This is a genomic window from Algorimicrobium echini (assembly GCF_900115185.1).
Taxonomy (GTDB): Bacteria; Bacteroidota; Bacteroidia; order Flavobacteriales; family Flavobacteriaceae; genus Algorimicrobium; species Algorimicrobium echini.
The window spans coordinates 133,426-157,472 of record NZ_FOVN01000006.1 but is presented as its reverse complement, the minus strand read 5'-3'; the positions used below and the strand labels follow the sequence as shown (position 1 = coordinate 157,472).

Genomic DNA, 24,047 nt, shown 5'->3' with positions numbered 1-24,047 from the left:
TTGAAAAAGTCAAAAAATAATTTTAAACAATTTAACAAAAAACCTTTGGAAACCAATTTATTAAGCTACCTTTGCCACTTAATTAAATAAATTATTATTATGAGTACTGGTACAGTAAAATTTTTTAATGACTCTAAAGGTTTTGGATTCATCACAGAAGAAGGAAACAATAAAGAGCATTTCGTGCACATTTCTGGCTTAATCGACGAAGTAAGAGAAGGCGACCAAGTTGAATTCGATTTAACAGAAGGTAAAAAAGGATTAAACGCGATTAACGTAAAAGTTATCTAATTATATACTTTTAAAACTTTACAAAAGAGCCTATCAAAAATGATAGGCTCTTTTTATTTAATAAAAGTCCAATGGTTTGCACTATTGGACTTTTCTATAAAAATTGAATTACGATTCATTATCGTCTTCCTTTACTTTTATCTTTGTATCTCCATCATCACCTTCTTTAATTTTCACCTTTTTGTCTTCAGTTTCCATTTTTATCTTGGTGTCATTTGCGCGTTCTTTAACCTCAATATCTGCGTCTTTATCTTGCATTTCTTCAATTAACTCCTCCTTTTGAGATTTTTCTTCTCTACATGATGTCAATCCAACAGCCATAAATAAAGCCATAAATGACATAAAAATTACTTTTTTCATAATATTATATTTTAGTGTTATCCAAAAATACTTATGAAGTAGCGTGTAATTTAACGCAAATCAATAATTTAATAACTCATTTATCTTAATCTTTACTTTCTCTGTTGAAGGTATCATGGTTTCTTCTAAAGTAGAATTTAACGGAATAGCTGGCATATTTTCGCTACCAATGGTCATCACTGGTGCATCTAAAAATTTAAAACATTCCTCTTGAATTTTTCCAGACAAGGCTCTTGCAAAACTATTATTACTTGGTTCTTCAGTTACAACCAAACACTTTCCAGTTTTTTTAACTGATTTCATAATCGTTTCCTCATCTAAAGGAAATAAAGTTCGTAAATCAATCACTTCAATTTGATCTTGCATTCCAAGAACTTCCGAAGCATTCATTGCCCAATGTACTCCCATTCCATACGCAACAATGGTTACCGTTTCCATATTTTCCTGTTTCCAAATTTCCTGTAATACCCACGCTTTACCAAAAGGTAATACGTAATCTTCTGCTGGTTCTACGGATGTTGCGCCTTGCGTTCCTGGTACTTTAGACCAATACAAACCTTTATGCTCTAAAATCACCACAGGATTTGGATCATAATAGGCCGCTTTCATCAGGCCCTTTAAATCGGCTCCATTACTGGGATAGGCTATTTTAATACCGCGAATATTAGTTATGACACTTTCCACAGAGGATGAATGATAAGGGCCTCCACTACCATAAGCACCAATGGGCACACGAAGAATCATACTAACTGGCCATTTACCATTACTCAAATAGCAACTTCTACTAACTTCTGTAAATAACTGATTTAAACCTGGCCAAATATAATCTGCAAACTGCACCTCAACAATCGGTTTTAAACCTACTGCACTCATTCCTACTGTAGACCCAACAATAAAAGCCTCTTGGATTGGTGTATTAAACACACGATCATCTCCAAACTTCTGTGCTAGTGTAGCAGCTTCTCTAAAAACACCTCCAAGCCTACCTCCAACATCTTGTCCGTAAAGTAAACATGCTTTATGCTTTTTCATAAGCTCTTCTACAGCAAACAAGGCACAATCTACCATAACCACTTTATCAGCTCCTTTAGGGGTACGCTCCCCTTTTTCTTCAGTAATAGGAGTTGGAACAAAATCGTTTGTAAATAAATCTTCAGGCTTTGGATCTTCTGCTAAAAGTGCTTTCTGAAAATCAGATTGCACAGTTTCTTTAACAGTACCTTCCATCGTTTTAATGTCATCTTTAGTAAAACCAGCCGCCAACATTTGCTGTATTATTACTGGGTACGGATCACGTGATTTTGCCTCTTCTAAATCATCACGATACCACTCCATTCTAACACCAGATGTATGATGATTTAATAACGGTACTCTTGCATGAACCAAAAATGGCCGACGCTCTTTTCGTATAGTTTTGATAACGGTTTCCAAGGCTTCATAACTTTCAGTAAAATTGGCTCCATCAATCGTAATAGCCTCTAATCCATGAAAACCTTTAGCGTATTCATAAGCATTTTGCGCTCGTGTTTCTGCTGCATTTGCAGAAATATCCCATCCATTATCTTGTACCAAGTATAAAATAGGCATCTGTTTTAATGCTGCCATCTGAAAAGCTTCTGCAATTTCACCCTCGGTAACAGAAGCATCACCTAATGAACAAACAGTTATTGGTTTTTTTTGAGTTTCTTGGATCGTGCTCTGAATGACATTTGAATTTGCTATACCTTGTTGTTCCAGATACTGCATTCCCATAGCTGCACCTGTTGCAGGAATGGCTTGCATTCCTGTTGCCGAAGATTGATGGGGAATTTTAGGTTTATCAGCATCCTTCAAACTAGGATGTGAATAATAAGTTCGGCCTCCAGAAAATGGATCTTCCTTTTTAGCTAATAATTGCAACATTAAATCGTACGGCTTTAACCCGAATGAAAGCAACATTGCATCATCTCTGTAATATGGAAATGCATAATCTTGCGGTAATAACTGCATACCTAATGCCGTTTGAATTGCTTCATGACCTCTGGAAGTTGCATGTACATATTTAGATACTTGCTTGAAATTAGCCTCATATAATTCAGCCATAGTTTTGGCTGTGCAGATGTTTAAAAATGCTTTTCTTAATATGCTTTTGTCTAATATACTCATATTCTTTTTTTTTGGCGTTACCCGAAGGGGTCGGGTATTTCACTATATCTTTTTTGCAAAAACAAAAAAGAATCTCGCTTCAATCCCTAACGCGAAATATTATTACAGTCCACTATATTGTTCAAAACATGTAAGACCTTTCTTTTTGTTATTATATTTGTCTATTTACATCAAACTGCTCAAAATAATCAGCAACACGACGTACAAAGCTACCACCTAAAAAGCCATCTACCACGCGATGGTCAAATGATAAAGACAAATACATCATGCTACGAATAGCAATTTCATCACCTTTTTCTGTTTCTATTACTTCGGCACGTTTTTTAATAATTCCTAATGCTAAAATAGCAACTTCTGGTTGATTAATAATAGGCGTTCCCATAACACTACCAAAAGTTCCTACGTTAGAAATTGTAAACGTGCTACCCTTAATATCATCACCACCTAATTTATTTTCTCGCGCTTTATTAGCTAGCGCATTAACGTTTTCAGCAATAGTTTTTAAATCTTTAGAATCCGCATTTTTCACAACAGGAACAATTAAATTTCCACTCGGCAAAGCCGTTGCCATTCCGATATTTATATCTTCTTTAACGATAATATTATTACCATCAACAGAAGCGTTGATATTTGGAAAATCCTTAACAGCTTTAGCCACAGCTTCTACAAATAAGGGTGTAAATGTTAAGCGTTCACCATATTTTTCTTGGAAGGCTTTTTTATTTGCATTTCGCCAGGCAACCATATTTGTCATATCGGCTTCAACGTAAGCAGTTACGTGTGGTGCAGTATGTTTTGAATACACCATATGATCTGCTATCATTTGACGCATCCTGTCCATTTCAATAACTTTCCCCTTACCTTTATCGAACGTTAATTGCGGGATTCTATAAGCAGTAGGATCTTGAGTTACAGGTTGCGAAAATTGATACGGTCGTCCATCTTCTAGATAACGAAACACATCACTTTTTCGCAATCTGCCTTCATGTCCAGTTGCTGGAATTCTAGCTAACTCTTCAAAACTAATGTGGTGGTCTTTCGCTATTTTAATTACTAAAGGCGAAAAGAATGTATTTGAATTGGTATTTGAAAATGTTGTTGACAGGGAAATCGATGGTTTTGGTTTATTAACTTTTTCCTGCTTTTGAGATTCTTGACCAGCACTCTGATTGACTGACTGTTTTTTTGGTTTTACATTTTTTTCTTCTGAAATTTCTAAAACAGCAATAACCGCTCCTACAGGAACAACTTCTTTAGCTTGAAACAGCGTTTCTACCAAAGTCCCTGAAGCTGGTGCTGGGACTTCGTTATCTACTTTATCAGTAGCCACTTCAAGAATAATATCGCCTTCTTCAAAGCTATCACCAACGTTTACTAACCAGTTTATGATAGTCCCTTCTGTTATGCTTTCGCCCATTTTGGGCATTTTTAAATCAAATTTGGACATTATTTGTTCTAATTTTAATCTATTCAACCTGCGTTAGCGATTGAACGGTTTGTTTGAGCTCTCGCGACCTTTTTGTTGCGAAGCGAGCAGTGAAAGCGCGACCCTTGTGGTAACGCCCAATTAATTCTTCATAAAGTCACGAAGTGTTTTATATACATCTTCTTGAATTTTCATGTTCTTCGGAATAACTCTTAATGGTTCCACTTCTTCTAAACTTTCATGACAGTCGGCCGGTAATTGTTGATATAATTGAGTACCTTTTGTTTTCCAAGCAATCATATCATCCGAGACGGTTTTAATTACTTTTGCCGGATTTCCAACCACTAAACTTCGCATCGGAATTTTAGTTTCAGCTTTTACAAATGCCATGGCTCCTACAATACTTTCATCTCCTATTTCGGCATCGTCCATGATGACGGTATTCATTCCTATAAGGCAATTTTTACCCAAATTAGCTCCATGTATTATAGCTCCATGACCCACATGAGCACTTTCCTTTAGGGTAATGGATTTACCTGGAAACATATGTACGGTACAGTTTTCTTGAACATTTACACCATCTTCCAAAATAATTTGTCCCCAATCACCTCGAATGGCAGCCCCTGGACCTATGTAACAGTTTTTTCCAATAATAACGTTTCCAGTTACAGCAGCCAATGGATGCACAAAACTAGACTCGTGAACGACTGGTGTATAACCTTTGAATTTGTAAATCATATTCCTATTCTTGCCTGTGCAAACATTTGTTATTTAAATCCTTTTAATTTCTCCTTTGTAAATTCACTTAATACTAAACGCCCACTTGTTGCAGCGCGTTCTGCCAAAAGGCCATCCCAATTATCAGTTCCGCTCCAGAAAACTTTTTTCATTTCTACCATAGCCGCTGGATTGTAAGTGCATAAATGTTCAGCTGTAGCTTTTACAGCTTCATCTAAAGCTTCCGTACTCTCGTAAACTTGTGTAAATAAACCTTTTTGTTGTGCCCATTCTGCTGAATAAAAAGTATTCGCATCGATAGCAATTTGCGACATGGCACTTAATCCCATTTTGCGCTCTATGGCTGGCCCGACAACAAATGGTCCGATACCAATATTTAATTCGCTTAACTTAATAGCTGCGAATTTTGTTGCCATACAATAATCCGTTGATGCAGCTAATCCAACACCTCCTCCTACTGTTTTACCTTGAATACGACCAATAATAAATTTCGGGCATTTACGCATGGCATTAATAACATTGGCAAAACCTGAAAAGAATACTTTTCCTGTTGCTTCATCATTAATAGTAATGAGTTCATTAAAACTTGCGCCTGCACAAAACGTTCTATCGCCACCACTTTTAAGGACAATTACTTTTATCTTGTTGTTATTTCCAGCCTCTGTTATTGTTTGGGCTAATTCAGCCAAAACATCGCCTGGTAAAGAGTTGTGAGCTGGATGAAAAAACTCTATGTAGGCTACTGCGTTTTCTATGGTTTGTTTTACGTATGGTTCCATTGTTTATATTTTTTGTCTATTCTAGTTAGAAGAACGATGTACTCCCTTTGGAGAAACCTAGCTTCAACCTGATTAGACAGCTTTACTTAATAATTTAAATTAATCCGAATTGCTCAAAATGATGATTCAGATGTTTCCGTTCTAATAAATAAGATTCATATTTATTCAACTCACCAAATACTAAATTCTTTAATTTAGCTTCTGGATTGTCTTTAAAAAATTCTAAATATTTTTCGCGTTGTTCCTTGAATTTTTCAATAGCTGTTTCCAAATCCGGATGTTTTAAAGGCTCTAATGTATCTTTCTCTAATAAAGGAAAATTGGTCCCTTTTGGAAATTTTTCATAATTATAGAGGCTATTGTGAACTTTTTCAAGAATTTTTTCTGGGGTTGCCACATTAAAATCTTGAATCTCACCAGCTGCAATTTTATAGGTAAACTCCAAATGCTCCAGCATGTGTTGTGGTGTCATAACACCCCATTTGGGCTTTGTATCTGCTGATAGTTTATTAAGACACGCATCAATTTTTTCTGAAGTCATTTCAATAAACGTTTGCTGTTTTTTCTCAACCATAGTTAAAACGGTTGCAAAGGCAACCTTTTCATCGGTTAGCGCATCAAATACCTCAACATACCATTTCACGATACCACTTGGGTGTTCTGCTGAAGCAACATCACGATCCACTTTTTGCTTACAAGTTAATCGTACATAAACCGTATCGTTGTGATATAATGGACGAAGAAAACGACATTCTTCCAATCCGTAATTAGCTGCTACAGGCCCTTTATTTGGGTAGACAAATAATCCTGCTGCTGCTGAAATAATGAAATAGCCATGAGCTGTTCTCTTTTCAAAAATACTACCATCTAATGAGGTAATGTCTGTATGCGCATAAAAATGATCCCACGTTAGATTAGCGAAATTAATTATATCCGTATCGGTAAAGGTTCGGTTGTGTGTTTTAAGGGACATACCTGGCTGAATATCTTCCCAATGATATTTAAATGGGTGTTGATCCGCTTCTTTGTATTCGGCATTCTGCTGATAGATTCCAGTAATTTCTGTTAAGGTTGTAGGTGAACCCTGAATGGCTGTACGCTGCAAATAGTGTTTAATTCCACGAACGCCTCCCATTTCTTCACCACCTCCAGCTCGACCAGGACCTCCATGTACCAAATATGGCAATGGCGAGCCATGACCTGTACTTTGTTTAGCCATATCCCGATTAATAACCAGGATTCTTCCATGATGACTTGCTGCATTCACAACATACTCTTTTGCAATTTTGTCATCATTAGTTGCAATAGACGAAACTAATGAACCTTTACCCATTTGAGCTAAAGTAATAGCTTCTTCTAAATTATTATAGGGCATAATAGTACTCACAGGGCCAAAAGCTTCACGCTCATGAATAATATTATTTTGGAATGGATGATCGGCTCTTAATAAAATAGGACTTATAAAAGCACCTTTTTTTGCATCGGCTCCAATGGTTTCAATTGTATCTAAATTTCCATAAACAATTTGTGCTTCTTTTGCCAAATCATTCACCGAATCTCTTACAGCTTGAACTTGTTGTTTACTCACCAAAGAGCCCATTCTTACTTCTTTCAATCTTGGATCTCCAATGGTGACTTTGTCCAATGCTTTGCCTAAAGCTATTTGAACATCTTCAACTAAATTTTGAGGCACGATGATACGACGGATAGCCGTACATTTTTGACCACATTTAACGGTCATTTCATTTCGGACTTCTTTTATAAACAAATCGAATTCTGGTGTGCCTGGTTTAGCATCTTCTCCTAAAACTGACGCATTTAATGAATCGGCCTCCATAGTAAATGGCACAGATTCGTTAATTAATTGTGGATGTGCTTTTAGTAATCGACCTGTTGCTGCCGAACCTGTAAATGTAACGACATCTTGAGATTCAACGGTATCTAAAATACTCTTAACAGTTCCGTTTATAATTTGCAATGCGCCTTCAGGCAAAATTCCTGATGCAATAATTTCTTTAGCAACAGCTTCCGCTAAATAAGAAGATGAAGGTGCAGGTAAAACCACTGCAGGTACTCCGGCCATCCAGTTAACAGCACATTTCTCTAGCATGCCCCAAACTGGAAAATTAAAAGCGTTTATATGTACCGCAACACCTTTTTTTGGCACCATAATATGATGTGCCATAAAACGACCACCTCGAGATAAATCGATAGCATCACCTTCCACATGGTAGGATTGATTAGGAAATAGTTTTCTTAGTGACGCGTTAGCAAATAAATTACCAAATCCACCTTCAATATCAATCCAACTATCCACACGTGTTGCACCTGTTCGGTAACTTAATTCGTAAAAGGCCTCTTTTCTTTTTGTTAGGTAGAAAGCCAATTTTTTAAGCATATTTCCACGTTCTTGGAATGTCATTTTACGAAGTACTTCACCACCCTTGGTTCTACCGTAATTTAAAATTTCAGGAATATCTAAACCTTCTATAGCAATGCTAGAGAATGCATCACCTGTTATAGCGTCGTAAACTGGTGTTCCTTCTTCTTTTCCTGTTGTCCAATGTCCTTGGACGTAATGTTCTATTTTTTTCATCGATAAATTATTTTATCGTTTCCTTATAAACGGAAATCTGTTTAATATCTTTTGCAACATTTCCGATTGAAAAGGAGTTGCAAAACGTAATTGTACTTTATTTAACCAACTGCTTCTGTAATAGCAATTGAGGCACTCTTGGAGCCCTAAAAAAGAGCGCCTGCCGAAAGTCCTAACTTTAGCTACTCTGTCTGCCAACAGGTAAACGCTCAAGAGGCTCTACATAGTAACATTCTCAATAACCGCAGCATAGCCTTGTCCGACACCAATACACATTGTTATTAATGCATATTTTTTATTCTGTTCTAGCAACTCTAAAGCTGCTGAATATGCTATTCGGGTTCCAGTAACACCAAGAGGATGACCAATGGCAATGGAACCTCCATTTGGGTTTATTCGCGGATCGTTATCAGCTAATCCCCAAGCACGTGTACATGCTAAAGCTTGTGCTGCAAAGGCTTCGTTGAGCTCTATAACATCCATATCTGCCATGGTTAATCCAGCTTTTGCCAGTGCTTTATTAGAGGCTTCAACGGGTCCGATTCCCATAATTCTTGGCTCTACTCCAACTACAGCGGAACTCACAATGCGTGCTAGTGGTTTTAAATTGTATTTTTTAACTGCATCTTCGGATGCAATAATTGTTGCTGCAGCTCCATCGTTTAGTCCTGATGAATTTCCTGCGGTAACGCTTCCACCTTCAGTTTTGAAAGCACCACGCAATTTTCCTAAAACGTCCATAGATGTATTTGGTTTTACAAATTCATCTTTTGAAAATTGAATGGGGTCTTTTTTGCGTTGTGGGATTTCTACAGTTACAATTTCTTTTGCTAGACGGCCGTTTTCTTGCGCTTTTGCTGCTTTCATTTGACTCCAATAAGCAAACTTATCTTGATCTTCGCGAGAAATATTATATTTTTCTACGAGGTTTTCAGCCGTTTGTCCCATACCATCTGTCCCAAACATTTTTTGCATTTTAGGGTTTATAAATCGCCAGCCAAAACTGGAATCATACATTTTAGCATCGGTTCCAAATCCTTTAGATGGTTTAGCAATAACGTAGGGTCCGCGTGTCATATTTTCAACACCTCCCGAAATAAATAAATCGCCATCACCAGCTTTAATAGCTCTATTGGCATGAATAATTGCCGATAATCCAGAGCTACATAATCTGTTAACCGTTTCTCCAGGAACTGTAACTGGCAAACCAGCTAAAAGTGATGCCATTCTAGCTACATTACGATTGTCCTCGCCTGCTTGATTGGCACAACCTAGAATAACATCTTCATAGGCATCCTTTGGAATATTTGGATTTCGTTTTACGAGTTCTTCAATGACTTTAGCCGCTAAATCGTCTGTTCTTACGGCTGATAGTGTTCCTTGGTAACTTCCTATTGGCGTTCTGATGCCGTCTATTATATATGCTTGTTTCATGTTGATTTTCTTTCTAATTTAAAATTACGGAAAAGGTATCGCCTTGTTTGATGTCGCCTGTTTTAAATCCTTTCATAAACCAAAACATGCGTTGTTCTGATGTGCCATGTGTAAAGGAATCGGGTGTAACACTGCCTCGGACTCTTCGTTGAATGGCGTCATCACCAACGGCATTGGCTGCGCTTAACGCTTCTTCAATATCACCTTCTTCTAAATACTTTTTATTATGATGTGCCCAAACTCCTGCATAAAAATCAGCTTGTAATTCTTGAGCAACAGATAATTTATTACCTTCTGTTTGATTTGTTTGTTGTTGTAACTGTCTTACCTTTTTTGAGGTTCCGAGTATGGTTTGGATATGGTGTCCTATTTCGTGAGCGGTAACGTAGGCAGTAGCAAAATCGCCTCCTTTGGCTCCAAAACGTGTCTTTAACTCATCAAAAAATACGAGATCCATATAAAGTTTTTGATCAGCTGGGCAATAAAAAGGTCCAGATGCCGAACTGGCATTTCCACAACCGCTAGTTACGGCATCTGTAAATAATACCATTGTTGGTTCTTGATAATTACCGAGATTATTCTCTCTGAAAATTTTATTCCAAACATCTTCCGTATCTGCTAAAACGGTAGCAACAAAACTTCCGACTTCTTTTTCTTGAGCAGTCAATGCTCTTTGTTCCACTTGTTGTGTTGAACCACCTTGATTAATTTGCTCTAAAACAGGTGCTATTTGCTGTCCGGTTTCCCCTCCAAAAAGTTGTAAAAGAATTACTACAACAGCTACAATACCGCCTCCAGCTACAAGCTTACCTTTGGAGCCCATACCTCTGCGATCTTCAACGTTATCACTTTGTCTTCTACCTTGCCATTTCATATTTAGACACTTAAATTAGTTAATTCTCCTATTAAAATATTCTTTATTCAATTATTCCCAATCTTTACCAGTCCGATAGACGACACCTTTAAAAAGTGCGACTAATTCGTCACCTCGTTTGACTTCAATTATATTAAAGCCTAGTTTGTTTTTAACACTCTCTATAACGGATTCTGCCACAATATAATCTCCTTCGTTTAAAGCTTCAATATGATTAATACTCGTTTCAATTGACACGGCATATTTCCCATGTGTATTAGCTGCAAAACCAAACGCCGTGTCTGCTAAAGAATAACTGATTCCACCATGTGCTTTATCCATACTGTTAAGCATATCTTTTCTAATAGTCATACCCACTTTACAGCGTCCAATTTCACATTCAAGAATCTGAATACCTAGCCAAGTACTGTAGGCATCTTGGTTTAACATTTTATGAGGTATTTGAGCTCCGGTTATGGACATTAGGTAATAAGTATTAGGTATTAGTTAGATTGCTTTCTTTCTAAAATTTTATTTCTTAAAGATGACATCATCTTGGTCATTTCTGAAATCAATTTTCTATTTTCTTCATCTTGATTAAAGGTAATATATAATCTTCTTTTTGCTTTTGTACTGCAGCTTATACATTCATTAGCACTATAAATAGCATAATTTATATGTTTTACAAATTGTGCATCAGAACCAGGATAACCCTCTGCTAAATTCAAGGCTATGGAATCTGCAGCTCTTCTAAACTGTGATGATAGCGCATACAATTCATGATTAGGAAAACTTTTAACTATAGTATCTACCACTTCACCAAAATCCATTGCCTTTTGATAAACCTGCAGATCTTCAAATTTAAAATTATAATCACTATTCATACTCATGCTTAATACTTATTACCTAATGCCTAATGCCTAATGCCTCTATAATTAATTCTTATTTTCTTTTCTCAAAGTCTCACCTCTCACCATAAAATTCTCCTCAAACTTATTTTAAAAAAAACTCAAACCTTGAAGGTTCATTTTACGTAAAAGCGGACTGCAGCGGTAACGATCTTCATGATACTCATTGTATAATGCATCCATTTGATCTACACACCAATTTATTCCTTTTTCATCTGCCCAAGCCAGTAAACCTTTTGGATAATTAACGCCTTTAGTCATGGCATTATCTATATCTTTTGCGGATGCAATATTTAAAAACAAGGCATCGGCTGCTTCATTGATCAACATAACAAGGATTCTATTGAATATTTTTTGAGATGCTTCGTTTTCTATATTAATATTCGAATCATCTTCAAGTACAATCTTCCCTCTTTTATCATATTCATAATAACCAATACCTGATTTTCTTCCTAAATATCCTGCTTCTGCAAACCGTTTTTGGGTGAATGAGGGTTTATACCTTGGATCGAAATAAAAGGCTGTAAATACGGTTTCGGTTACCGTATAATTAACATCATTTCCTATAAAATCCATAAGTTCAAATGGTCCCATTCGGAAACCTCCTATATCCTTCATGGCGGAATCGATGGCTGCAAAGTCTGCAATCCCTTCTTCGTAAATCCGCAATGCTTCACCATAAAATGGTCGTGCTACACGATTAACAATAAATCCCGGCGTGTCTTTAGCAACCGCTACGGTTTTATTCCATTTGGAAATGGTATCTATAGATTTTTCTAACGTTTCATAAGATGTTTGAATGGCAGGAATAACCTCAACCAATTTCATTAAAGGTGCTGGGTTAAAAAAATGAATTCCAACACAACGCTTTGGGTTTTTTAATGCAGATGCTATGGATGCTATGGATAAACTAGAGGTATTAGATGCAATAATACAATCATTAGACACATAGCTTTCCAATTCTGAAAACACTTTTTTCTTAATGTCGATATTTTCAATAATTGCTTCAATGGTTAAGTTGGAATCTGCTAAATCCTTTAGATTATTAACGTAAGAAATATTGGATTGGATTCTGCTTTTTTCTTCGGAATCTATACGCCCTTTCTCAATTAATCGCGATAGTATTTTTTCTAAAGCTAATTCGGCTTTATTTAAAGCTGCTTGATTGGTATCGTATAATTTAACTTGACAACCTGAAGTAGCTGCTACTTGAGCAATACCGCTTCCCATTGTACCGCTTCCTATTACGCCTATATTCATGTTATATATTTTCTATTGGTGATATTCTTCGCTTTGTTCTGAATGACAATTATTTTCCATTAAAATTTGGGCTTCTCTTTTCCATAAAAGCAGAAACACCTTCTGCATAATCTTCTGTACTTGCTGCTTCTATTTGGTATTTAGACTCCAATGCTAATTGTTCATCTAAGCTATTAGTCAACGATTGGTTTAAACTTTTCTTAATTAACCCTAATGCTTTGGTTGGCATATTTGCCATTTTTAAAGCTAGCTTATCAACATCTTCTTCAAAGGTTTCTAATGGCAATACTTTATAAATCATTCCAAGACTTTCAGCTTCTTCAGCAGATACTTTGTCGCCTAACATAGCCAAAGCAGATGCTTTCTGAAATCCAATAAGTCGTGGTAAAAAGAAAGTTCCAGCGCTATCGGGAATTAACCCTATTAAACTAAACGCTTGAATAAAACTCACTTTTTCGTGAGCAACAACCACATCACAAGCTAATGCAATATTAGCGCCTGCTCCCGCTGCCACACCATTTACGGCGCCTATGATTGGTTTTTCAATGTTTCTAATTCGAGTAATTATGGGGTTATAATGTTCTTCTAGGATTTTTTTAAATCCAGGATTTAACTCTGGGCTTGTAACTTCTTTTAAGTCCTGACCTGCACAAAAAGCTTTTCCATTTCCCGTTAAAACCATAGCACGAACATCATCATTTTTTTCGCAGTCGTCCAAAGTTTTTTGAAGTAGCAATGCCATTTCACGATTAAAGCTATTAAACACCTCTGGCCTGTTGAGTGTTATAGTTGCTATATTGTTTTCAATTTTTAGTAGAATTGAATTGTTGCTCATACCTTGTATTTATTTTCATTTATTAACAAAACGATTACACTATCTCCTTTTTAAATTGTTCGTTTCGCTCTGAATGATATTTATTTTAGACATTTAAAATAGTCAAATGGTTCTTGACAATCGTCACATTGAAATTGTGCTTTGCATGCGGTTGAACCAAACTGACTGACCATTCGTGTATTTACAGAACCACATTGCGGACATGTTACCAAGCGTTTCCCATGTAACAAAACAGCTTTATCTGCTTCTTCACCTAAAGGCGCAGCAATACCATAATCTTCCAGTGCTTTTCTACCTTTTGGTGTAATCCAGTCCGTTGTCCATGCTGGCGCTAAAATTAGTTCGACTTCCGATTCATACCCTGCCAATTTTAAGGCTGTTTTGATATCATCACCAATGACATCCATTGCAGGACAACCACTATAGGTTGGTGTAATTTGAACTTTAACACTATCGTTTTCTATAATCGCCTTGCGAACTACGCCCATATCCATGATGGACAATACTGGTATTTCTGGATCGGAGACTTTTTCAAGAATCGCTATCAGTTTTGGATCGATATGTTGTTCTGTTGTTGTCATATTTTATTAAAATGAAATTCTTTGCTTTGCTCTGAATAACATTCTGTTTATTCAATAAGATTCCTTTTTCAAAAAGAATTTGTTACCACTCCATATTGGGATATGCACGCTGCATATATTGCAATTCAGCTAAAATATAACCCATGTGTTCGGTGTGGATTCCTTGTTTTCCTCCTTTTTGAAAATATTTAGATTCCGGAACCTCTAGCGTAGATTCTTCTAATATATCAGATACTTTTTTGTAATATGCATCCTTTAATTTGGTTACGTCTACTCCAATTCCTTCAGAAACCATGGCTTTATCAGCTTCGGTTTGATGAAATAACTCATCTGTATAGGTCCATAAATCTCGGATAGCCGTTTGCATTCGCTTGTGACTTTCTTCGGTACCATCACCAAGACGTTTAATCCAATCGGATGAAAAACGTTGGTGGTAACTCACTTCTTTAATTGATTTCTTGGCAATAGCTGATAACGTTAAATCGGTGCTTTTTTGCAATTCTGTTAAAAACAAATAGTGATACACATCAAATAAAAATTGGCGCGCCATCGTATATGCGAAATCTGTATCTGGTTGCTCTACTAAGAGCACATTCAGGTATTCACGTTCTTGACGTAGCATGGCAATATCATCTTCAGTGCGCTTATCGTCAGCTAATTTTGCTGCATATTGGTAATAGCTGCGTACCTGCCCGAATAAATCTAAAGAGATATTGGTACAAGCGATATCGGTTTCTAAACTAGGACCATGGCCTGTTAATGCTCCCATTCTTTGCCCAAGAATTAAGGAGTTATCGGCAATGCCTAGTATGTAGTTGTATAGGTGTTGTTTCATTTTTACTGTCCACGTAAGTGGATATTTTTTTTGTTTTCTTGATATTTTAAAAATCTGAAACATCAAGAGAACAATTCATAAAAACTTAATGAGATTAGCTTTACGGAATCTTCGATTTCCTGTATTACACGAATGTTACATGTATTTCACTTCGTCTGGTAACTCATAAAAAGTGGGATGGCGATAAACCTTATCTTGTGCTGGTTCAAATAATTCGCCATTGTGCTCTGGATTTGAGGCTGTAATATTATTTGATTCTACCACCCATATGCTCACACCTTCATTGCGTCTTGTATAGACATCCCGTGCGTTTTCAAGAGCCATTTCAGCATCTGCTGCATGAAGACTTCCAAAATGACGATGTTCTAAACCATTTTTACTTCTTACGAAGACTTCCCAAAGTGGCCAGTTTTTTTTATCAGACATAATTATTATTTATTGTTGATTGTTGATTCTGAAATCAGAACTTATCAATCATAAATTACTAAATTGCTTGTTTTTCTTTACGTTCTTGTTGCTTTTCAGAATATGCCATGGCCGCATCGCGTACCCATTCACCACGTTCCCAAGCACCAACTCGTGCTTTCATGCGCTCCTTATTCATTGGGCCATGACCTTTAACAACTTGCCAAAATTCATCCCAATCAATTTCGCCAAAATCATAACTTCCTCGTTCTTCATTCCACTTTAAATCAGGGTCTGGAATAGTAAGTCCAATTAAATCAGCTTGTGGAACGGTTTGATCTATGAACTGCTGGCGTAAATCATCATTCGATTTTCTTTTTAATTTCCATTTCATGGATTGTTCGGTATGAATGGATTCAGCATCAGTTGGCCCTAACATCATTAGACTTGGCCACCACCAGCGATTGAGAGCGTCTTGAGCCATTTCTTTTTGTTCTGGTGTTCCATTTGCTAGTTTTATCATGATTTCATAACCTTGACGTTGATGAAAACTTTCTTCTTTACAAACACGAACCATTGCACGTGCATAAGGCCCGAAAGACGTGCTACATAGTGGCACTTGATTAATTATGGCTGCACCATCTACCAACCATCCAATAGCTCCCATATCAGCCCAAGTAACTGTTGGGTAGTTAAATATGGATGAGTATTTGGCTTTTCCGGAATGCAATTGTTCGTATAATTCATCACGAGAAACCCCTAATGTTTCGCAGGCTGAATACAAATACAACCCGTGACCAGCTTCATCCTGTACTTTAGCCAACAAGGCTACTTTGCGTCTTAAAGAAGGGGCTCTGGTAATCCAATTCCCTTCAGGCAACATACCAACAATTTCAGAATGTGCATGTTGAGACATTTGTCTAATATGGGTTTGCCTGTATTTTTCTGGCATCCAATCTTTAGGCTCAATTTTTTCGTCACGCGCAATTCGTGCTTCAAATTGTTTTTCTAGATTTTTTACTTGTTCTTCACTCATAGCATTTTGTTTTTTTATTAAACATCGAAATCAACCACCACTTTACCGGTTGTTGGCACAGCTTGACAACTTAACACATAATTTTGTGCCACTTCTTTTTCTTCAAGTGCGTAATTGACTTTCATTTTAACCGAACCTTCAATTACTTGACATTTACAGGTGCTACAAACACCTCCTTTGCAAGCAAATGGCAAATCGGCTCCAGCAGCTAAAGCACCATCCAAAATATTATCGAAATCATCATCCATAATAAAATGAAATTCTTTTCCACCATCGATAATGGTAACTTGTGTACCATCCACCTTTTCGTCAAGAACTTCTGCAATATGTCTGTTTTCTTCTTCCGAACTTCCAGAAAAAAACAATTCATAATGAATTTTTTCTTTTGCCATCCCAGCAGCTTGCAATTCATCACGAATTAAGAAAATCATCTCTTGTGGCCCACAAATAAATGCATGGTTCGTATCTGGAATATCAATAAACCGTTGGGTTAAAACTGCTAGCTTTTCTTTATTAAAACGACCATTTAAAAACGGAATATCACGTTGTTCTTTAGTTAAAAAGTAAAATACCTGAAACCGCCCAAAAAATTCATTTTTCAACTGTTCTATTTCTTCTTTAAAGATAATGGATTTAACGGTTCTATTCAAATAAAACAGTTTGAATGTGCTGTTTGGCTCCGAACGCAAATGTGTTTTAATTATGGACAACATGGGTGTTATTCCACTTCCTGCTGCAAAGGCTATATAGTTGTTAGAACTTTCAGGCTCGCAATCTACATAAAATTCACCATGAGGTGCCATAACCTGGAGTTCATCGCCTTTTTTTAAAGAATTGAATGCGTAATTAGAGAATACACCACCTCTTATTGTCTTAACTGCCACTTTCCATTCGTTATCCAAAGGACTGGAGCAAAGGGAATAATTTCTACGAATATCTTCACCATTTATTTCCTTACGCAAGGTAAGGTGTTGGCCTTGTTTAAAATGGAATTTAGGTTTTAAATTGTCAGGAACATCAAAAGAAATAACAACCGTATCTTTTGTTTCCTTGTATATATCCGCAACTTTTATGTTGTAAAAATCTGCCATATTTTAATTTATACTACAAACTAACAACTGTTAGTTTGGGATACAAATTTACAAAATATTATGCTAACTATTTGTTAATTCCACTGATTAAGATACTACTTAAATTATCTGACAGTTCTTGAGGCGAGACATCCTCCTTTTTAGGAATCCAAAGATATAGAGAGCGTAATGTGGATAGTATAGAAAAAATGATGATCTCCACGTTACCATTACATATTTCATTTCGACGCATACCTTCATCTATAATGCTTCTAAAATCGGCTTCATATCCATTTCGCAAAGCTAAATAATAACCTCTTTCGTCTTCCAAATGCATCCAATCATTATTTAGAGAAGCCATACCATAGGTGTTTTTAGCAGTGATATCTACATGCAATTTTATAACAGCTTGAACTTTTTGAATGGTTGAAATATGAGATGATTTAATTTGCTGCATTCCTTCGGTAAATGCTTCTGCAAGCGAGATTATAATATCTTTTAAAATTTCTTGTTTGGAGCTAATATGATTGTATAAACTAGCTGCTTTTATCCCCATTGCTGTTGCTATATCGCGCATGGTAACTGCACTATAACCCTTTTCTTTAAAAAGTTTAGCTGCTGTTTTTATAATTTCCTCTTTTCTAGTTTCTGATTTCAAATTGCTATTGCATTTGATTAAATAATATTTATTAACTACCTTTTATGTGTAAATGTAAATAAAAAGATAGACTATGGGGTTTTTTGATTTTATATTTGGCGTGAAAAAACGTCAGGTTCAGATGTATTTAGATAATGGTGCAACCATTTTAGATGTTAGGAACAAACACGAATGGGACAATGGACATATTGAAAGAGCTGTACATATTCCTTTGGATGAGCTTAAAAACAGAATTGAAGAAGTGAAACAATTAAAAAAACCTATTGTTGTTTGTTGTGAGAGTGGCGTGCGTTCAGCTAAAGCTGCAAAATACCTGAATCTCCAAAATATTGATGCAACAAATGGTGGAGGCTGGGTAAAATTACAAAACCGACTATAACTTGAACTTATTTATAGCTTCTTGATTGGTAATTTCGGCACCATTATATTCAAGGGTCCAGCCCAAAGAGTTTGTTAGAATATAAAATTTAGACAACTCACTTATTAGTCTGTTCTGTGCATTGGATTTCATATCAGACTTATCCAATTTTTTTATTAACGTTTTTTTTACCAACTCTTTAATATTATTATAATCTTCAGCTTCAAAGGGATTGAAAAAATCTGCTTCAATATCATAATATTCCAAATCAGGAATTATTTTAATTTCTTCTTTAGGAACACTTAAAATAGTTAAGGTTTTGGTAGTTTGGTTAATATCATACTCAATTTCACTTAAATCATAAGAAATAAAAACATCGGCATTTACAACTACCAAAGCCTTTTTATTAGATGTGAGATAACTACCAAATAATTCTTTTGAGTTCGTATAGTTTAGAACTTGACTAAAATGGCCTTCGGTAACAATTAATTTACCGACATTTTTTATTTGCTCTTGAATAAGCGCAGAGCTTTCTTTAAGTGTTGCTTGATTTTCTTTTTTATCACCACAATACTTAAGGGTAAAAAGTACGATTAGCGTAATAGCAACTCCAAATAAAATTTTTCTCATATACGAATGTACAAAAAAAATAAATCGTCCTTATTGAGGCTCAACATATTAAATGAGATTGTTTTTTTTGGCCTTGCTAACGGCTTCTAGTTTATTATGTACTTGTAATTTTTTGTAAATATTTTCAATGTGTTTTCTAACAGTTCCTACAGATAAGATTAAATTTTCGGCAATTAAATTATAACTCAAACCTTTACTTAATTGCTCTAACACTTCAACTTCACGCTGTGTTAATTTAATAACATCTTGATCTATTTTATTTTCAATATTTATTGGGTTTCGTAGTAATTTAAGCGTTTTCATAGCTATTGATGGATTCATTGCAGCACCTCCATTTATAGTTTCTTGAATGCCATCATATAAATCTTTGGCATTAATTTCTTTTAACAAATAGCCATCTGCTCCTGCTTTAATAGCATTAAAAATATTTTCATCATTATCAAAAACTGTGAGCATAATAATTTTAATATGCGGATATTTTTGTTTGACAATTTCAGTCGATTCGATACCGTTTAAAATAGGCATTTCAATATCCATTAGAATTAAATCTAAATTATGATTTTCACTTAATTTAAGTAATAAATCTGAACCATGGGTAGCTGTAAATTTCACCTCTAAATCTTCAAAAAAAGATAATTTTTCAGTAACGGCTTTTATTAGAAAAGAATTATCATCAACAATGGCTATTTTAATTTTCATGATAGTTGGTTTTTACTAAATATAGGAATTCCACAGATTAGATGCTATACGACACTTTACGTATTTAGAATTTTAAAAACACGTATGGTTGTACCTTTATTTTCAGAGCTGATAATTTCCAATTCTGCATCTAATTCATGCGTACGTTTCTTGATATTTAGGAGTCCATTTCCACCCAAAACCTCATCGGGATTAAATCCTATTCCATTATCAGTAATGGTCATTTCAAATTGATGATTTTTAGATAAAAATTGAACATTAATAATAGATGCTTTTGCATATTTTAAAGCATTATTAACAGATTCTTGAATGATACGATAGATATTCATACCCTGAACAGAAGTAAATAACTTATTGGAATCAACATCTTGATCCACACGGAAATTAAAGGTAATAGCATCTGATGAAGAATTTGCTTTTTCAATGAAGTTAGATATTCTAGATTGTAAATCTTCAAAGGAAATTTCAGTTTTATTCATGGCCCAAATTGTATCGCGAAGCTCATAAATTGTGGCAGTTGTAAACTGGCTGATGGTTTCTAATTTAGCGGTTAAATTATCTGGAAGTTTAAACCCATATTTTAAATTATCTAAAGAGGAAATTATAAAGGTTAATTGCGCACCAATATTATCATGCAAATCGCGACTAATTCGCAGCCTTTGATCCTGCAATCTATTTTGGGTTTCAATTTTTATTAAGGCCTCTTTTAATTCACTTTCCTTTTTAAGCTGTCGGTTTTTTAACTTTTGTTGATTATAAACCAAAAAACCTAGTAATGATATTACAGTAGCCAAACCAACTAAACCTAATATGAAGCTGTTTTTTTCGCTGATATCCCGTTCTTTTTCCGCTAAATCAGCACGTTGCTTTAAAATCTCCTTTTCTTTCTTTTCGGTTTGATATTCAATTTCAAGTTCAGCAATTTTATTTTTTACATCCAAATTTTGAATACTATCCTTAAAATTGGTTAAACGTTTATAATACTCCAAAGCTTTTTGTGGCAGATTATTAGCTTGATAATAGTCTGAATAGTTTTGTAGGGCAGCTTGAATGTCTTCTACTACTTTATAAGTTTGAGCATAAACAAAAGCACTATCAATGTAAGGTTTTGCTTTAACCGCTCTTTTTTTTTCAATTAAAACTTGCGCTATATTATTATAACTGGATCCGACACCTGAATAATTTCCAATTTCTTTCTCCAATTCAGCGGATTTTTCAAAATAAACAAGAGATGAATCGACTTCCTCTAAATAATAATAGACACCTCCTATATTATTTAAAGATTCGGCAACGCCCTTTTTATCTTTCAACTCACTTTCTAGTTTTAATGAATATTTAAAATATTCTAAAGCTTTTTTTAAATCACCATTGTTAGCATAAACAATAGCTATATTGTTATAAGCTTCCGAAGCCCCTTTCTTATCATTTAGTTTCTCGAATTCTCCTTTAGCCTTTAGGTGATATTCTACTGCTTTATCATAAACATCATTAAAACTATAAACAATACCAATATTATTATTTGTAACTGCAGATTCACGCATCATACCTTTGGCATCATAAATTGATAAAGCTTTAATTAAAAATGAAACCGCTTCTTCATAAAAACCCAAATTTCTATTTACAACACCCAGATTATTATAGGCCGATGCCACTATCAGAGAATCATTAGTATTCTTTAAAGACTCTAGAGAAAGCTCTTTAGATTTTTCAAACTCACCCAAATCTCTATAAACAATTCCTAGACTATTTAATATTCTACCTTTTTCTTTTTTGGAACCTTCTTTTTCCGCTATCATTAACCCTTGTTCTAAAATTACAATGGCTTTTTTAGAATCGGTTTTATAAATATCTAGTGCAGAATCATTATAAACTTGTGCACGATTTTGGCCCCAAGAAATTGTCGCACTAAAAAGAACTAAAACAATACAAATAAAATAATTCATAAGTTCCGTTTAAATTATGTAGTGAAAATAGTTAAAGAAATCCATTAATAGCATCTTCTAATATAGCTTTTTTTACTATAAGTAAGTCCTGCGTGATACCAAATAATTTTTTAAGCAACTCTTTATTATAGGATTCTAAAAATGTATATTTTTGAGTATTGTTCTCATATTTTTTTAGGTTAAAAGCAAGATTTTCTTGCAAAATTTCATTCTGTTTTACAACTGTTTTTTGGAATATTCGTGTTTGCATATATATCCAAATAGCAACCATAACTAGTATCAGAACTAGACTGTATAAAATTGAGAGTAGAATCATTTTTACTAATTATTAAACAAAAAAAAACACCAATTAGGAATTGCTTTTGGCAGTTCGCATAATTGATGTTTAATTATATAATAATTAATAGCATTTTAAAATTACAACTATATGGCTGACATCAATTATTTTTTCGACCAACTGCTTTTTAAAAAAGATTAAGCGTAATAATATGGTATCATCACGCCCAATCCACACATCTCAACAACAAGATATTGTTAGTTAAGATTTAAATGTCGTTTTTAGAAAATTTGCTTTGTCAAATTAAACGTTCCTTCCGTGATGTTTTTCACCGAATCGTCATTTGCGTTTTTACACTGAAAACTGAACGTTCCTTTAATATTAGTATCTGAATCTTCAGAAACTTTTATTTCACCCACAACGCCAGAATCTTGATAAGGCGCATTCCATGTTTGCGTTGCTGACGGATTTGAAACATTAGGCTCTATGTAAGATGCCACGATAAAAACATTACTATCGGTTATTTCATAAGTTCCAACACCATCAAACGCATTAATAATTATACTAAATCCTTGGGTTGAAGAATTCCCCTGCAAAGTTACGGTTGTATTTGGACCTGCTGTAACTTGTGAAGCTGTTGATGTAATTTCCAACGACTGAAATGAATTTCCATCTATTTTAGCCGTTATCACACCTGATGCTCCTCCTGATGCTGCTGGATCACCTCCATCATCATCGCTTTTACAAGCTGTAATTGAAACAAGTGATGCCATCATCACAAATACGGTAAATTGTTTTAAAGTTCTCATTGTTGAATTCGTTTATTGTTAATAATAGTCCAAAATTGCAACAATAGCGGGTTGAAGTCAATACGATGAATTACGTATATTTAGGAATAAGGTATTAAAATTTAAAACTTATATGCGGAAAGCTCGTTTCTAATTTTACCTTTTTTTCTGAAAGTTTTTTAAGAAATAATTGATGCGCTTCTGAATTTGAATTAAAGGGTTTGTGCTGAAGCCCTCTTTGAATGGCATCAACCTCATCCATCGTCTTTAAGGCATCATCAGAAACCCATACTCTTTTAAAAGCATTCCAAATATAGTGTATAGCTGTTTGGTTTGGGTGAATCATATCATCAGCATAAAAACGATAATCGCGTAATTCATCCATCATTATTTCATAAGAAGGAAAATAATACAATTGCCCTTTATTAGGTGATGCTTTTTCATTTAATAGTGCGTGAATAGCAGTTATAAGATGCGCTTTACTTTGTGTATTCTCAATAAAACCATCTTTTAAATGTCTAATGGGCGACACCGTAAATATAATGTCTGCAGATTGGTTCACGCTTTTAATCTGTAGCAAAGAAACTTGCAAACTTTTTAATATATCGGTTACGGACAACAATTCTTTTAAGAATTTTTTCTGCGGAATTTTATGACAGTTAGCCACAACGGTGTTGCTTTCTATATCGCGATACACCCAAGCTGTTCCTAATGTTATAATAATATGAGAGGCTTTTACAATTTGTTCGTGCGTGATTTCAATCTGCTCATTCAGTTTACTTAACAAAGCTTCCTTACTAACGCTACTTAATATTGAATGCGCTTCAAAACTATGCCATTGTTCATTGTGAAAAAAGACATCATCTTCTTTATAAACCTTTCTAGTGACAGCATTTGAAATCAAATTTTCAATAGCCAAAGGGTGAAATAAAATTCCAAACGGATTTTGAACACTCCTAAATTTAAAATAATCTAATTTCTGACCAATATTTTCAACAAAACACGACCCTAATAAAAGCACTTTAGCATCATAATCTATTTGATTACTTGGCTGTGGTTTTAGTGGGATTTTTGTTTGGAGGTTCATTACTGATATTTATTCTTAATTGTTTTTTTTCGCAAAGGCGCAAAGTTGCTTTTCT

At 34.9% G+C, this 24,047-nt stretch carries 26 protein-coding genes; 2 read left to right on the top strand and 24 right to left on the bottom strand.

Features of this window, described 5'->3' with window-relative positions; translation table 11 throughout:
- Positions 1-99 precede the first annotated feature (99 nt).
- Entirely contained in the window at positions 100-291 is a 192-nt protein-coding gene (locus BM239_RS13225; protein WP_007646460.1) for a cold-shock protein, read from the top strand.
- A 108-nt stretch (positions 292-399) separates the two neighbouring features.
- On the opposite strand, the gene BM239_RS13220 is transcribed toward BM239_RS13225, so the two are convergent.
- The 18 genes from BM239_RS13220 to BM239_RS13135 form a co-directional block, all read right to left on the bottom strand.
- Positions 400-633, bottom strand: coding sequence for a hypothetical protein (locus BM239_RS13220; protein WP_317042741.1), 234 nt, complete (start codon positions 631-633; stop codon positions 400-402).
- Between the two features lie 78 nt (positions 634-711).
- Complete coding sequence (locus tag BM239_RS13215; protein ID WP_092209412.1) at positions 712-2,796, bottom strand: alpha-ketoacid dehydrogenase subunit alpha/beta; 2,085 nt, start codon at positions 2,794-2,796, stop codon at positions 712-714.
- Between the two features lie 151 nt (positions 2,797-2,947).
- Positions 2,948-4,243 (bottom strand): dihydrolipoamide acetyltransferase family protein, encoded by a 1,296-nt coding sequence (locus tag BM239_RS13210; RefSeq protein ID WP_092209410.1) that lies wholly within the window; start codon positions 4,241-4,243, stop codon positions 2,948-2,950.
- Positions 4,244-4,363: 120 nt separating this feature from the next.
- Complete coding sequence (locus tag BM239_RS13205) at positions 4,364-4,960, bottom strand: acyltransferase (RefSeq protein WP_092209408.1); 597 nt, start codon at positions 4,958-4,960, stop codon at positions 4,364-4,366.
- 29 nt (positions 4,961-4,989) lie between these two features.
- Complete coding sequence (locus tag BM239_RS13200; protein ID WP_092209406.1) at positions 4,990-5,739, bottom strand: enoyl-CoA hydratase/isomerase family protein; 750 nt, start codon at positions 5,737-5,739, stop codon at positions 4,990-4,992.
- Positions 5,740-5,833: 94 nt separating this feature from the next.
- Positions 5,834-8,335, bottom strand: coding sequence for a phenylacetic acid degradation bifunctional protein PaaZ (gene paaZ / locus BM239_RS13195; RefSeq protein WP_092209404.1), 2,502 nt, complete (start codon positions 8,333-8,335; stop codon positions 5,834-5,836).
- A 219-nt stretch (positions 8,336-8,554) separates the two neighbouring features.
- On the bottom strand, positions 8,555-9,769 hold the full coding sequence (locus tag BM239_RS13190) for an acetyl-CoA C-acyltransferase (protein ID WP_092209402.1): 1,215 nt from the start codon (positions 9,767-9,769) through the stop codon (positions 8,555-8,557).
- A gap of 13 nt (positions 9,770-9,782) precedes the next feature.
- Positions 9,783-10,643 (bottom strand): KPN_02809 family neutral zinc metallopeptidase, encoded by an 861-nt coding sequence (gene ypfJ / locus BM239_RS13185; RefSeq protein ID WP_092209400.1) that lies wholly within the window; start codon positions 10,641-10,643, stop codon positions 9,783-9,785.
- A gap of 51 nt (positions 10,644-10,694) precedes the next feature.
- Complete coding sequence (locus BM239_RS13180) at positions 10,695-11,105, bottom strand: PaaI family thioesterase (protein ID WP_092209398.1); 411 nt, start codon at positions 11,103-11,105, stop codon at positions 10,695-10,697.
- A gap of 20 nt (positions 11,106-11,125) precedes the next feature.
- A complete protein-coding gene (locus BM239_RS13175; RefSeq protein WP_092209396.1) occupies positions 11,126-11,506 on the bottom strand; it encodes a four helix bundle protein in 381 nt (126 codons plus the stop codon).
- 114 nt (positions 11,507-11,620) lie between these two features.
- Positions 11,621-12,790, bottom strand: a complete 1,170-nt coding sequence (locus tag BM239_RS13170) for a 3-hydroxyacyl-CoA dehydrogenase NAD-binding domain-containing protein (RefSeq protein ID WP_092209394.1) — start codon at positions 12,788-12,790, stop codon at positions 11,621-11,623.
- Positions 12,791-12,839: 49 nt separating this feature from the next.
- Positions 12,840-13,625: an enoyl-CoA hydratase-related protein gene (locus BM239_RS13165; RefSeq protein ID WP_092209392.1), complete on the bottom strand. Its 786-nt coding sequence runs from the start codon at positions 13,623-13,625 to the stop codon at positions 12,840-12,842.
- 80 nt (positions 13,626-13,705) lie between these two features.
- Positions 13,706-14,206: a 1,2-phenylacetyl-CoA epoxidase subunit PaaD gene (gene paaD / locus BM239_RS13160; protein ID WP_092209390.1), complete on the bottom strand. Its 501-nt coding sequence runs from the start codon at positions 14,204-14,206 to the stop codon at positions 13,706-13,708.
- An 82-nt stretch (positions 14,207-14,288) separates the two neighbouring features.
- A complete protein-coding gene (gene paaC / locus BM239_RS13155) occupies positions 14,289-15,041 on the bottom strand; it encodes a 1,2-phenylacetyl-CoA epoxidase subunit PaaC (RefSeq protein WP_092209484.1) in 753 nt (250 codons plus the stop codon).
- Positions 15,042-15,176: 135 nt separating this feature from the next.
- Positions 15,177-15,467, bottom strand: coding sequence for a 1,2-phenylacetyl-CoA epoxidase subunit PaaB (paaB, locus tag BM239_RS13150; RefSeq protein WP_092209388.1), 291 nt, complete (start codon positions 15,465-15,467; stop codon positions 15,177-15,179).
- Positions 15,468-15,525: 58 nt separating this feature from the next.
- A complete protein-coding gene (gene paaA, locus BM239_RS13145) occupies positions 15,526-16,482 on the bottom strand; it encodes a 1,2-phenylacetyl-CoA epoxidase subunit PaaA (protein WP_092209386.1) in 957 nt (318 codons plus the stop codon).
- A gap of 17 nt (positions 16,483-16,499) precedes the next feature.
- Positions 16,500-17,573, bottom strand: a complete 1,074-nt coding sequence (paaE, locus tag BM239_RS13140; protein WP_092209384.1) for a 1,2-phenylacetyl-CoA epoxidase subunit PaaE — start codon at positions 17,571-17,573, stop codon at positions 16,500-16,502.
- 67 nt (positions 17,574-17,640) lie between these two features.
- Positions 17,641-18,210, bottom strand: coding sequence for a TetR/AcrR family transcriptional regulator (locus tag BM239_RS13135; RefSeq protein ID WP_092209382.1), 570 nt, complete (start codon positions 18,208-18,210; stop codon positions 17,641-17,643).
- Positions 18,211-18,283: 73 nt separating this feature from the next.
- Here BM239_RS13135 and BM239_RS13130 point away from each other — a divergent pair, with 73 nt between their 5' ends.
- Positions 18,284-18,589, top strand: a complete 306-nt coding sequence (locus BM239_RS13130) for a rhodanese-like domain-containing protein (RefSeq protein ID WP_092209380.1) — start codon at positions 18,284-18,286, stop codon at positions 18,587-18,589.
- Here BM239_RS13130 and BM239_RS13125 read toward each other — a convergent pair.
- From BM239_RS13125 to BM239_RS13100, 6 genes are all read right to left on the bottom strand, one after another.
- Complete coding sequence (locus BM239_RS13125) at positions 18,584-19,198, bottom strand: DUF4230 domain-containing protein (RefSeq protein ID WP_092209378.1); 615 nt, start codon at positions 19,196-19,198, stop codon at positions 18,584-18,586. The genes BM239_RS13130 and BM239_RS13125 overlap by 6 nt on opposite strands.
- A 48-nt stretch (positions 19,199-19,246) precedes the next feature.
- The gene (locus tag BM239_RS13120) at positions 19,247-19,897 is read right to left on the bottom strand and encodes a response regulator (protein WP_092209376.1); all 651 of its coding nucleotides are present in this window, start codon (positions 19,895-19,897) and stop codon (positions 19,247-19,249) included.
- A 56-nt stretch (positions 19,898-19,953) separates the two neighbouring features.
- Positions 19,954-21,840: a tetratricopeptide repeat-containing sensor histidine kinase gene (locus BM239_RS13115; RefSeq protein WP_092209374.1), complete on the bottom strand. Its 1,887-nt coding sequence runs from the start codon at positions 21,838-21,840 to the stop codon at positions 19,954-19,956.
- Between the two features lie 31 nt (positions 21,841-21,871).
- The gene (locus BM239_RS13110) at positions 21,872-22,156 is read right to left on the bottom strand and encodes a hypothetical protein (RefSeq protein WP_092209372.1); all 285 of its coding nucleotides are present in this window, start codon (positions 22,154-22,156) and stop codon (positions 21,872-21,874) included.
- 242 nt (positions 22,157-22,398) lie between these two features.
- Positions 22,399-22,926 (bottom strand): DUF6252 domain-containing protein, encoded by a 528-nt coding sequence (locus tag BM239_RS13105; protein WP_092209370.1) that lies wholly within the window; start codon positions 22,924-22,926, stop codon positions 22,399-22,401.
- Between the two features lie 94 nt (positions 22,927-23,020).
- Entirely contained in the window at positions 23,021-23,992 is a 972-nt protein-coding gene (locus BM239_RS13100) for a GSCFA domain-containing protein (protein ID WP_092209368.1), read from the bottom strand.
- Positions 23,993-24,047: the final 55 nt, after the last annotated feature.